2 protein-coding genes are annotated in these 13,608 nt (G+C 72.2%); both read right to left on the bottom strand.

Going from position 1 to position 13,608, the window contains the following annotated elements; translation table 11 throughout:
* Positions 1 to 4 precede the first annotated feature (4 nt).
* A complete protein-coding gene (locus tag Q7X29_RS06250) occupies positions 5 to 7,342 on the bottom strand; it encodes an amino acid adenylation domain-containing protein (RefSeq protein WP_449411937.1) in 7,338 nt (2,445 codons plus the stop codon).
* A 197-nt stretch (positions 7,343 to 7,539) separates the two neighbouring features.
* Entirely contained in the window at positions 7,540 to 13,593 is a 6,054-nt protein-coding gene (locus Q7X29_RS06245) for an amino acid adenylation domain-containing protein (protein ID WP_394358668.1), read from the bottom strand.
* Positions 13,594 to 13,608 lie beyond the last annotated feature (15 nt).

Here is a 13,608-nt window from a genome sequence, read left to right as displayed (position 1 = left end):
TGCACTATCCACCTATCCCATCCATCCCGACGGCCGCCCGTCGCTGCTGCGGCTGTCCGGCGTTGCCGATCATCTCACTCAGCGCGACTATCGTCGCGCCGGCGCCATCCCCCGGCGCCGCGACAGCGACCGCCGACTCGGTGAACACGTGACTCACCTCGTCGGCGCCGTCGTCGGGCGCCATCACCAACGTCGCGCCGGCGATCCCGGCCGCGACGATCTCCAACAGGCCGGCCACGGAATCCGGCCGGCCCGCCGCCCGCGTGCGCGACTCGAAGGTCAGCCCGGTCCGCTGGGCCACCCGCTCGGCGGCGCCGGCCAGCTCGTCGTAGCTCAGCGACCGGCCACCGCCGACGAAGGCCACATCGTCACCGCGCAGGGCGCGGGTGCGATGGGCGTAGCCGATCGGGCGCGGCGACTCCGCGGCCAGCTCGGCGATCAGCGCCGGGTCGGCCAGGTCGTACCAGTCCAGGCCCTCGGGGGCGTCGACGATATCGATGGTCAGGCCCAGCTTCACCTCGAGCCGGTCGGTCACCAGCCCGTCGATGGTCGCCAGCGGCACCACCGCGGCACCGGCCTTGAGCACCGCCCAGGTCGCGATCGCCGCGTTCACCCCGCGATCGAGCCGCAGCGCCACCCCGGTGCCCGGACCGGCGCCGCGCGCGATCAGTGACCGCGCCAACTGCGAAGAGCGCGCGTCGAACTCGTGGTAGGTCAGCTCGCCGCCGCCCAGGTCGAGCGCGGGTGCGTCCGGATCCTCCTCGACGGCGGCGGCCAGCTCCTGGGCCAGCGCGGCGCCGTTGGCCGAGGGCACGGGCGCGTAGTCCGCGGCGGTGAGCTCGCGTTCGCGCTCTCTGGCGTCGCGCAGGTCGATGTCGCCGACGCGGACCTTCGGGTCGGCCGCCACCGCCGTGATGATCTCGGTGAACCCGCGCGCGAAGGTCGCGACGGTGTGCTCGTCGAAAAGGTCGGTGGCGTAGGTGAACACGACGCCGAGCTCGTCCGGGTCGCCGGTCGCGGTGTGGCGGGGCTCCACATTGACCTGCAGGTCGACCTTGGCCGAGCGGGCCGCCAGGTCCATCGCCTCGATGATGAGCCCGGGCAGCCGCAGCACCGGCGTCTCGGTGTTGTGGAACGAGAGCACCACCTGGAACAGCGGATTGTGCGAGACCGCGCCGCTGGGCGCGACCTCGTCGACGATCCGCTCGAACGGCAGGTCGGCGTGGGCGAACGCGGCCAGATCGACCTCGCGGGCCAGGGTGACCAGCTCGTCGAAGCCACGCAGCGGCGAGACCTCGGTGCGCAGGGTCAGCGTATTGACGAACATGCCGACCAGGTCGTCGAGCTCCGGCTCACCGCGCCCCGCGATCGGGGTGCCGATCGCGATGTCGGTGCTGCCGGAGATGCGCGCCAGCAGCACGGCCAGCGCCGCGTGCACGACCATGAACAGCGACGCGTTGTGCGCGCGGGCGATCTCGGCCAGCCGCGCGTGCACGTCGGCGGGCAGGCTGGTGGTCACATCGGCGCCACGCAGCGAGGCGTGCGGCGGTCGCGGATGATCGTGCGGCAGGTCCACGGTGCCGACCTGGCCTGCCAGCGTGCGCCGCCAGAAGTCGAGTTGGCGTGCGGCGGTGGAGGTCTCGTCGGACTCCTCGCCCAGGACCGCGCGCTGCCACAGCGCGTAGTCGGCGTACTGCACCGGCAGCGGCGCCCAGCTGGGCGAACGACCCTCGACCCGGGCCCGGTAGGCGATCACCAGATCGCGGGCCAGCGGCGCGAGCGAGGCGCCGTCGGCGATGATGTGCTGCACCACGACGGCGAGCACGTGCTCTTCCTCGGCCAGCGGATCGGTGTCCGGGATGGTGAACAGCCCGGCCCGCAACGGGACTCGCTCGGCGACGTCGAATCCGCCTGCGAGCAGCCACATCACGCGATCGCGCGGGTCGGCGCACTCCTCGATCGGCAACCCGGTCGGCAGCACCGCGCTGACCGGCATGATCTCCTGGTAGGGCGCGCCGTTCGCGTCGGCGGGGAACCGGGTGCGCAGCGCCTCGTGCCGCTCCAGCACATCGGCGACCGCGTAGCGCAGCGCCGAGGTGTCCAGCGCGCCGCGCAGCCGCAACACCAGCGGGATGTTGTAGGCCGGGGAGTCCGGGTCGATCCGGTTGAGCAGCCACATCCGCTGCTGCGCGGGCGAGAGCGGGATGACGCCCCGGTCCTGCGCCGGGACCAGCGGCGGACGCGGCTCGGCCACCTCGCCGGGACGCACCCGGGCGGCCAGCGCGGCCACCGTCGGCGCCTCGAACAGGTCGCGGACCACCAGGTCGGTGCCGAGCGCCTGATCGATGCGGGCGATGGCCCTGGTGGCCAGCAGCGAGTTGCCGCCGCGATCGAAGAAGTCGTCGTCCAGGCCGACCTCGGGGACCCCGAGCAGGGTGGCGAACACTTCCGCGACGCTCAGTTCGATCGGCGTGGTCGGTGCGCGGAAGGCGGCGGCCGCGGTGAACTCGGGCGCGGGCAGCGCGGCCCGGTCGAGCTTGCCGTTGGCGGTCAGCGGTAGCGCGGCCAGCACCACGACCGCGTCGGGAACCATGTAGCCGGTGAGGAATTCGGCGACCGCGGCGCGCACCGCGACCGGGTCGAGGGCGGCGCCGTCGGCGGGCACGACGTAGCCGATCAGCCGATCGCCCGCGTGTTCGTCGACGCGTACCACGACCGTGGCCTGGCCGACGCCGGGCACCCCGAGCAGCGCGGCCTCGATCTCGCCCGGCTCGATCCGGAACCCGCGCAGCTGCACCTGCTGATCGCCACGACCGCCGTATTCCAGTGCGGGCGTGCCGCGGAAACCGATCCAGCGGCCGAGGTCGCCGGAGCGGTAGCGGCGCGCACCGGGCGGTCCGAACGGATCGGCGACGAACCGGGTCGCGGTGAGCCCGGGCTTGCCGAGGTAACCGCGCGAGACCTGTCCGCCGGCGATGTAGAGCTCACCGGCGACGCCGAACGGCACCGGACGCAACCGATCATCGAGCACGGCCACCGACAGACCGGGCAGCGCCCGGCCGATCAGGCTGCTCGGCAGCTCCGTCGCCCCGGTGTCCATGGTCAGATGCGAGACATGCACCGTGGTCTCGGTGATGCCGTACATGTTCACCAATCGCGGTGCGCCGGGCCCGGTTCCGTAGCGGGCGTACCAGCGGTTGAGCTTGCGCGGGTCGAGCGCCTCGCCGCCGAAGACGACGTAGCGCAGCGGCAGCGGCGCGGCACCGGCGGCCTGGGCGGCCCGGTCGGCCTCGTCGAGCTGGGCGAACGCGGTGGGCGTCTGGCTCAGCACCGTCACCCGCTCGCGGGCCAGCAGCTCGCGGAACTCGATCGGCGAGCGCGAGGTGAAGTGATCGACCACGACCACCGACGCGCCGCCGGCGAGCGCGCACCACAGTTCCCAGATCGAGAAGTCGAAGGCGAAGGAGTGGAACACCGTCCACACGTCGTCGGCGTCGAACTCGAACAACTGCTGGGTATTGGCGAACAGCTCCAGCACATTGCGATGGCTGACGCCCACGCCCTTGGGCAGGCCGGTGGAGCCGGAGGTGTAGATGACGTAGGCGAGGTGGTCGGGCCGCAGCGGCGCGCGTCGCTCGGCCGGGCGCAGCGGCGCGGTCGAATAGCCGAGCTGTTCGTCCACCAGCACCACCGGGAGATCGGCGGGCACCAGCGCGCGCTCGGCCGATGTCGTCAGCAGCACAGTGGGTTTCGCGTCGGCGAGCACGTATTCCAGTCGCTGCGCGGGATACCCGGAATCGATCGGCAGGTAGCCCGCACCGGCCAGCAGCACCGCGAGCAGCGCGATCGGCAGCTCCTCGGTACGCGGAACCGCCACGGCTACCAGGGTTTCCGGGCCCGCGCCCTCGGCGATCAGCGCCCGTGCCAGCGCCGAGGCGCGGCCGAGCAGATCGGCGAAGGTCAGCGAGTACTCCCCCGCCCGCACCGCGATCGCGTCCGGCTGCTGCTGCGCCTGCACGCAGATCAGATCGGCCAGGGTCACCTCGGGGACCGCGATGCCCGGCGAATCCCCTTCGCGCAGCACGAGTTCGCGCTCACCCGGGGCGAGCACATCGATGTCGCCCACCGGCACCGACGGATCGGCCACCACCGCGGCCAGCACCCGCGACCAGCGGTCGGCGAAATCGGCGACGGTGGCGTGGTCGAACAGATCGGTGGCGTAGACGAACGAGGCGGTCATGCCCTGCGGCGCGCCGTCGGCGCCGATCCGCTCGGCCAGTTCCACCTGGAGATCGAACTTCGCCAGCGGCACCGTGAAGTCGGCGGCCGAGACGGCCAGGCCGGGCAGCGCCAGCTCGGAGCGAGCCAGATTCTGGAAGGTCAGCATCACCTGGAACAGCGGGTGGCGCGCGGTCGAGCGCACCGGCTCCAGCAGCTCCACCAGGCGCTCGAACGGCACATCGGCGTGGCCGAAGGCCGCCAGGTCGTCGGCCCTGACCTCGGCGAGCAGCGCGGCGAAACTGGCCGCCGGATCGACCTGGGTGCGCAGCACCAGGGTGTTGACGAACATGCCGATCAGCTCGTCGAGCGCCTGCTCACCACGACCGGCGACCGGGGTGCCGATGGCGATGTCACGGGTGCCGGAGAGCCGGGCCAGCAGCAGCGCCAGCGCGGTGTGCACCACCATGAACAGCGTGGCGTTGTGGTCGCGGGCCAGCGCGGACAGGCCGGCGTGCACGGAGGCGGGCACCTGGACGCTCAGCGTGCCGCCCGCCCGGCTAGCGACGGCGGGACGCGGCCGGTCGGTGGGCAGCTCCAGCTGTTCGGGCAGGCCGGCCAGGGTCCGGCGCCAGAACGCGACCTGCGCGGCCAGCAGCGACGACGGATCGGTCTCGACGCCGAGCAGCGCGCGCTGCCACAGCGTGTAGTCGACGTACTGCACCGGCAGCGGCGGCCAGTGCGGCGCGCCACCGCCGCGGCGCTCGGCGTAGGCGGTCAGCAGGTCCCTGGTCAGCGGCGCGAAGGAGAACCCGTCGGCGGCGATGTGGTGCACCACGCAGACCACGACGTGCTCACTGACCGAACTCGCGGGAGCCGCATCCGGCTCGTACTCCGCTGCTGCCTCCGGCCCGGCCGGACGCGGCTCGGTCAGCGCGAGCACCCGCACCCGCACCGGCGGCGCCGCGGTGACGTCGAAGCCGGTCAGCGCGGCCGCGGCGATGGCGTCGCTCAGCTGGTCCTCGGTGATCTCGACGACCTCGAACTCCGGCGCCGCCGCCGGATCGCCGGGGGCGAGCACCACCTGATGGCCCTCACCGTCGAGCACCACCGAATCGGCGGCCGAACCGTCCGACACCGGGTACACCGTGCGCAGCACCTCGTGCCGGGTGACCAGGTCGGCGACGGCCGCGCGCAGGGCGGGCAGGTCCAGGCGGCCGGACAGCCGCACCGCGACCGGGATGTTGTCGACGGCCGAGGCCGGATCGAAGCGGTTGAGGAACCACATCCGCTGCTGGGCGTAGGACAGCGGGATCAGCGCGGGACGCTGCTGACGGGTCAGCGGCAGCGCGTGCGCCGAGACCCGGTGCTGCTCGGCCTTGTTCGCCAGCGCGGCGACGGTCGGCGCCTCGAAGACGGCCTGCACCGGCACCCGCACATCCAGGGCGGCACCGATCCGGGCGACGGCCTGCGCGGCGAGCAGCGAGTCCCCACCGAGTTCGAAGAAGTCGTCGTCGGCGCCCACGCGGCCCGAGCCGTCGCGCAGCAACAGCGCGGCGAACACATCGGCGACCACCTGTTCGGCGGGCGTGGCCGGGGCGCGGAATCCGCGCGCGGTGAACACCGGCGTCGGCAGCGCGGCCCGGTCGAGCTTGCCGACCAAGGTGAGCGGCAGCGCGTCGAGCACCATGATGACGGCCGGAATCATGTACGCGGGCAGCGAGGTGGACAGGAATTCCGCCAGCGCCCCGGTGTCGACCGTGCGCCCGACGCGGGGCAGCACATACGACACCAGCGCGGTCGCGCCCGAGGGCATGGTCTTGCCGAGGGTGACCGCGTAGTCGAGGTCGGGGTGAGCGGTGAGGGCGTTGTCGATCTCGCCCAGCTCGATCCGGAAGCCGCGCACTTTGACCTGGAAGTCGGTGCGGCCCAGGTATTCCAGCGTGCCGTCGGGTTCGAGCCTGCGCACCAGGTCACCGGTGCGGTAGAGCCTGCCCGCCCCGAACGGCGAGGCGACGAACCGCTCGGCGGTCAGGCCCGGCCTGCCCAGATACCCCTGGGCCAGCGCGGGACCGGACAGATACAGCTCGCCGACGACGCCCGCGGGCACCGGCCGCAACCGGGCATCGAGGACGTAGAGGCCCATGCCGGGCACCGCGGTGCCGATCGTGATCGGCGCGCGCGGATGTAGCGGGGCGGTGCTGGTGGCGAGGATGGTCGCCTCGGTCGGGCCGTAGCCGTTGTGGAAGGCGCGGCCGTTGGTCGCCCAGCGGCCCACCAGTTCCGGACCGAATCGGTCACCGGCGACGACCACGGTGCGCAGGTCCGGCAGCCCGGCCGGATCGACCGACTCCAGCGCACCCGGCGTGATGAGCAGGTGCGTGATGCGTTCGCGCCGCAGCAGATCCGACAGTTCGAAGCCACCGAAGATCCGCGGCGGCGAGATCACCAGGGTCGCGCCGCTCGCGAAGGTCAGCAACAGCTCCAGCACCGACACGTCGAAGTTCGGCGAGCAAACATGCAGCACACGCGAATCCGGTTCGACGCCGAAGTGTTCGCGCTCGGCGGCGACCAGCGCGCCGAGACCGGCGTGGGTGACCACGACGCCCTTGGGCTTGCCGGTGGAGCCGGAGGTATAGATGACATAGGCCGGGTGCCGATCGTCGATCTGCCGGACCCGGTCGGCGTAGCTGACAGCGTGTCCTGGACGCGCGGCGATCCGCTCCGCGACCACCGGATCGTCGAGCTCGATCCAGTACAGCCCGGTGCCGAGCGCGGCCCGATGGGTCGCGGTGGTCAGGCCGAGCGTCGCGCCGGAATCGGCGACGATGTGCGCGATCCGGTCGCGCGGGTAGGCCGGGTCGACCGGCACGTAGGCGGCCCCCGCCTTGGCGATGGCCCAGACCGCGAGCACGGACTCGATGGAGCGCGCGATCGCGATCGCGACCACGTCACCCGCGCCGATGCCCCGATCGATGAGTTCACGTGCCAGTCGCGAGGATTCCGCGTCCAGCTCGGAGTAGGTGAGCTGCCGTTCACCGCCCGGCATTCCGGTCGGGTTGTAGCGGACAGCTATCGACCCGGCCGCGGATTCGACCGCGGCCGTAAGCAGTTGACCGAACAGTGGTGCGCCGGTCGTTCGGCGGCGACCGGCACGGCCAGTGCGGCGGGGGGTTTCCACAGACCAATACACCTCTCGCGTCCGGCAGCCGAGTCGGACACAGCATAGCCACACCTATATCGCTGCCGCCGACCGTCGCCGAGGTGTGCGCCACGACACACCAACTCTCTGCAACAGAATCGTAATCTGCGCGGAGCCTGTTACGTGGGGCTATCGATGGACCGCCCGGAAATGGCGATGACCTGCGCCGTTACCGGGCCGACTGTGGTGGTGGCCACCGGGCCGAGCATCTGTTGATGACTGGCGTCGACCGGATGATCGGTGATGACCCCACTGAAATAGGGGCGCCAGCGCGAGGCGCCACCCGGCGCTTTTCCGGCCGTGCGCAGGGCCGTGAAGAAGGTGAGATCACCCACGAATCGATCCGGCGTCAGTTGGGTAACCAGTTCGACAGTGCGCAGCGCACCCCGGTACATCCCGACGAAGCGCGACAGCGAGATCGGTGTCGACCCGGCCAGCGCGCCGTGTAGCGCGGCGAGGGCGTCCGCGCCGAGACCGGCCATCCGGTCGGCGGCGGGCAATTGCTGATCGGGGATGCCGAGTTCGCGGAAGGCCTCCCGCAATTCGGCGCCGAAGTCGGCCAGATCGGCGCCGGGCACGCTGTCGAGCAGGGTCAGCGAGGCGACCGTCTCCCCCGCCGCCTGCAACCGGGTGGCGACCGCCTGCGCGAGCACCCCGCCCAGCGACCAGCCGAGCAGATGGTACGGCCCGTGCGGCTGGGCGGCCGTGATCTCGGCGAGATAGTGGTCGAGCAGCGCGTCCACGGTGGCGGGCCGGAAGTCCGGGTCGCTCAGGGCGGGCGACTGGAGCCCGATGATCGGGCGATCCTCGGGCAGATGCGGGGCAAGGCCCGCGTAGGCCCAGGCCAGGCCGGAGACCGGGTGCAGGCAGAACAGCGGTTCCCGGTCACCGCCGCGGCGCAGCGGCAGCGTGGTCGCCAGTGCCGCGTCGAGGTCACCGCCGAGACCGGCCGGACCCGCGCTGAGCCGGTCGGCGAGCCCCGCGACGGTCGGATCGGCGAAGAACGCGGCCACGGTCAGCTCGGTGCCGGTGCGTTCCCGCAGCCGGTGCACCACCCGGGTGGCCAGCAGCGAGTTGCCGCCGAGGGAGAAGAAGTCGTCGTCGAGACCGGGCCGGGCGACACCGAGCACCTCGGTGAACACCTCCGCCACGGCGATCGCGTTGTCCCCCACCGGTTCCCGGTAACGACGCGGTTCGAGCACCGGCGCGGGGAGCGCGGCGCGGTCGAGCTTGCCGTTCGCGTTCAGCGGCAGCCGATCCAGGACGACGAAGGCGGCGGGCACCATGTACGACGGAAGCACCTGGGCCACCGCCGCTTTGGCTACCGCCGCGGTGAGCTCGGCGTCCGGGGCGGGGACCACGTAGGCGACGAGCCGGTCACCGAGCTGCGCGTCGGACTGCGCGAGCACGGCGGCCTGGGCCACCTGCGGTGTGGCCAGCAGCGCCGCCTCGATCTCGCCCAGCTCGATGCGGAAGCCACGGATCTTGACCTGGAAGTCGGTGCGACCCCGGTACTCGAGTTCACCCTCGGCGGTCCAGGCCACCAGGTCACCGGTGCGGTACATCCTGGCGCCGTGCGCGGAGCGGGACCGGACCTGGCTGTCGACCGCACCGAGGTGCTCGCCGACCCGACCGGAAACGGCGAACGGGTCGGCGACGAATCGGTCGGCGGTCAGGTCGGGGCGGCCGAAGTAGCCGCGGGCCAGCTGCTCGCCCGCCAGGTACAGCTCACCCGAGACACCCACCGGCACCGGGCGAAGCCGCGCGTCCAGGACGTAGACCCGGCTGTTCCATGCGGGCGCGCCGATCGGCACCGTCGTCCGATCGGCTGTGGTCACGCGATGATCGGTGATCGAGACGGCGGCCTCGGTCGGGCCGTACAGGTTGTGCAACGCGGCCGAATTCGTAGCCACGAAGCGTTGCGCGATCGCGGCGGGCAGGGCCTCGCCGATGGCGAGTACCCGGCGCAGCGCGGACGGGAGCGCGCCCCCGGCTTCGGTGAGCAGGGCGTCGAGCATGGACGGGACGACATGCAGCGTCGTCACCGATCGACCGACGAGCAGGCCCAGCAGGTAGGCGGGGTCGCGGTGCCCGTCGGGCGCGGCGATCACCAGCGTGCCGCCGCACACCGCCGCCGACCAGAACTCCCACACCGACAGATCGAAGGTCGCGGCCGTCTTCAGCAGGACCGAATCGTCGCGGCCGAGTCCGAACGCGGCGGTCTTCCACCGCAGCTGGTTCACGATCGCGCCGTGCGAGACGGCGACGCCCTTCGGCTTGCCCGTCGAACCGGACGTGAAGATCACATACGCCGTGTTCGCCGGACGCAGCACTCCGCGCCGCTCGTTCGCCGCGATCGGCTGATCCGAGAGAGCGGACAGGTCCAGCGTGTCGACGACGATCACCGGGGCCGCGCCGAGTCCGGCACCAGCGGCGGAATGTTCGCCACGCGGCGTGCCACCGGTGGCAGCCGATCCGCCCAACGCGCCCCCAGCAGCAGCCGATTCGCCACGCAGCGTGTCGCCGGCAGCAGCCGATCCGCCGCCCAATGCGCTCGTCGCGCCGGACGATTCGGCACCCCGCGCTTTGTCGGCGATGGCGGTGAATCCGGTTTCCGCCGTGGTCAATACGCAGACGGGAGCGGCGGTGTCGAGCACGTGACCGATCCGGTCCGCCGGCTGCGACGGGTCGACCGGCACGTAGGCGGCACCGGTGGCCGTCACCGCGTACATGGCGACGACGAGATCCACGGACCGCGGGATCGCCAGCGCGACACGGTCTTCCACGCCGACACCCTGCGCGATCAGATGTCGCGCCAGCCGATGGACACGCGCGGCGAAATCACGGTAGGTCAGCGGCGCGCCGTCGGGATCGATCAGCGCGACGCCGTCGGGGTTTCCGGCGACGGTCTCGGCGAACAGCGAGGCCAAGGTGGCGGGCGGACAGGGATGTCCGGTCGCGTTCCAGCCGTGCAGGATTCGCTCGCGCTCGGCGTCGGAGAGCAGGTCCAGCTCGTCGGCGGGCCGCTGCGGCGCGGCCGCCACCGCCGCGAGCACCCGGGCGAAGCGATCGGCGTAGCCGCGCGCGGTCGCCTCGTCGAACAGGTCGGTGGCGTAGGTGAACACCCCGCTGATGCCCTGGGCGACGCCGTCGGCGTCGTAGGTGTCCGCGACGACCGCGTGCAGGTCGAACTGCGATACCGCCAGGTCCACGTCGACGCCCTCGACCGCCAGCTCCCCGAGCTCGAGGCCGGTCCTGGTCAGGTTCTGGAAGGACAGGCCCACCTGGAAGAGCGGGTGCCGCGCGGTCGAGCGGGCCGGGTTGATCGCCTCGACCAGTCGCTCGAACGGCAGGTCGGCATTGGCGAAGACCTGCAGGTCGGTGTCGCGCTGGCGGGCGAGCAGCGCGGTGAACGGCTCCCCCGGCCGCAGCGTGGTGCGGAAGACCAGGGTGTTGACGAACATGCCGATCAGGTCGTCGAGGGCAGCCTCGCCTCGGCCCGCGATGGGTGTGCCGATCGCGAGGTCGTCGGTGCCCGCCAACCGGGCCAGCGTCACCGCGAGCGCGGTGTGCACCACCATGAACAGGGTCGCGCCCTGCTCGTGCGCCAGCGCCAGCAGCGCGCGGTGGGTCGCGGCGTCGACCTCGATCGGCACCCGGCCACCGGCGAAGGACTGTACGGCCGGACGCGGCCGGTCGGCGGGCAGGTCGAGCTGATCGGGCAGGCCGGCCAGCGCGTCGCGCCAGTAGGCCAGCTGGGCCGAGGCCAGCGACCGCGGGTCGTCCTCGCTGCCGAGCAGGGCGCGCTGCCAGAGCGCGTAGTCCGCGTACTGCACGGCCAGCGGGGCCCAGTCCGGTGCCGCGCCCGCCGAGCGCGCGGCGTAGGCGAGCATCAGATCCCGGGTCAGCGGGGTCAGCGAGGAACCGTCCCCGGCGATGTGGTGCACCACCACGGCGAGCACCGACTCGTCGGGGCCGAGCTCGAACAGCGCGACCCGCAGCGGCACCTGGCTGCGCACATCGAAGCCGGATGAGCCGAGCGCGTGCATCGCCGCGCCCAGCTCGGCGGGTTGGATCCGGTGTACCTCCAGCTGTGGGGTGGCCGCCGACTCGGGCAGCACCCGCTGGATCGGGCCGTCGTCGGTCTCGGGGTAGACGGTGCGCAGGGTCTCGTGCCGGGCGACCAGATCGCCGACAGCCGCCCGCAGCGCGTCCACATCGATCGCGCCGCCGAGCCGCACCGCCATCGGGATGTTGTAGGCGACCGACTCCGGGTCGAACTGGTTGAGGAACCACATCCGCTGCTGGGCCAGCGACAGTGGAATCCGTTCCGGCCGTTCGGCGGCCACCAGCGCGGGACGCGCTCCTGCGCCCGCGGATTCGGCCAGCCGCTGGGCCAGCGCCTCCACCGTCGGCGCCTCGAACAGCAGCCGGACCGGGAAGTCGGTGTCGAGCGCGGCGCCGAGCCGGGCGGCGACCTGGGTGGCCAGCAGCGAGTTGCCGCCGAGGGCGAAGAAGTCGTCGTCGAGGCCGAGCTGGGTGTCCTCGCCGAGATCGAGCACCTGGGCGAAGGTCCCGGCGACGATCTGTTCCACCGGCGTGGTCGGGGCTCGGAACGCGGCGTGCTCGAGCACCGGGGCGGGCAGGGCCCGCCGGTCCAGCTTGCCGACCGGGGTCAGCGGGATGGTGTCGAGTTCTATCAGCACGGTCGGCACCATGTGCGCGGGCAGGCTGCGTTCGGCGAAGGCCGTGAGCGCGGCGGTGTCGACGGTCGCGCCCGGCGCCGCGTGCACATAGGACACCAGGATCGTGGCGCCACTGTCGAGTTCGTGCCCGACGGTGGCGGCGAAGTCGATGCTCTCGTGCGCGGAGAGCACCGCGTCGATCTCCCCGAGCTCGATCCGAAAGCCGCGGATCTTGACTTGGAAGTCGTTGCGGCCCACGTATTCCAGGGCGCCCTCGGCGGTCCAGCGGACCAGGTCACCGGTGCGGTAGAGCCGGGAACCGGCCGGGTCGAAGGGATTGGAGACGAAGCGCGAGGCGGTGAGACCGGGGCGCGCGTGGTAGCCGCGGGTCAGCTGGGCACCGGTGATGTAGAGCTCGCCGGTGACGCCGGGCGGGACGGGGCCGAGCCGGTCGTCGAGCACGTATTCGGCGACTCCGCGCAGCGGGCCACCGATGGTCAGCGGATCACCCGGCTTCAGCGGCACACTGATGTTGACGACGATCGTGGTCTCGGTGGGCCCGTACACATTATGGAACTGTCGCAGGGTGCCGTCGGCGAGCGGAATCGCCCAGCGCCGCAGCAGATCCGGCGGGACCGCCTCGCCGCCGACCGCCACCACCCGGAAATCGTCGAGGCCATCGGGATCGATCGAGGCCAGCGCGGCGGGGGTGATGAACGCGTGGCTCACCCGTTCCCGGCGCAGCAGCGCGGCCAGGTCGTCGCCACCGTAGACACTCGGGTCGACGATCACCATCGTCGCGCCGGCGCCGACCGCGAGCAGCAGCTCCAGCAGCGAGGCGTCGAACGAGGGCGAGGCGAAATGCAAGGTGCGCGAATCGATGTCGATGCCGTAGTGCAGGCGCTGTTCCGCGCAGAACCCGGCCAGCCCGGCCTGGCTCACCGCGACACCCTTGGGCAGGCCGGTGGAGCCGGAGGTGTAGATGATGTACGCCAGGTCCTCGGCGCGGATCTGGCGCAGCCGGTCGGCATTGGTGACCGGGTCACCGGCGACCTCGTCGAGCAGCGGGGCGATGCCCGCGTCGTCGATGACGAGCCAGTCCACCCGGGTCGGCAGCCGGTCGGCGACCGCCGCGACGGTCAGCCCGAAGACCGCGCCGGAGTCGGACACCATGTGCGCCACGCGATCCGGCGGATAGTTCGGGTCCACCGGCACGAAACCGGCGCCGGTCTTGGCGACCGCCCACACCGCCAGCACCGACTCGATCGAGCGCGGGATGCCGATGGCCACCAGATCACCGGCGCCGATCCCGCGCTCGATCAGCAGCCGCGCGATCCGGCTCGAGCGCTCGTCGATCTCGGCGTAGCTCAGGCTGCCCAGCGTGCGCGTGGCGTCGGCGAGCACCACCGCGACACCGTCGGGATTGGTCTCCACGGCGGTGGCCAGCAGCTGCGGCAGCGCGGTCACCCTGGCGCGGCGAGTGCGCACCGGGCGCGTCCGTAC

It is taken from the genome of Nocardia canadensis (genome assembly GCF_032656385.1).
In the GTDB taxonomy this organism is placed as follows: Bacteria; Actinomycetota; Actinomycetes; order Mycobacteriales; family Mycobacteriaceae; genus Nocardia; species Nocardia canadensis.
The sequence above is the reverse complement of the archived record's forward strand: the minus strand, read 5'-3'. Positions and strand labels throughout refer to the sequence as shown.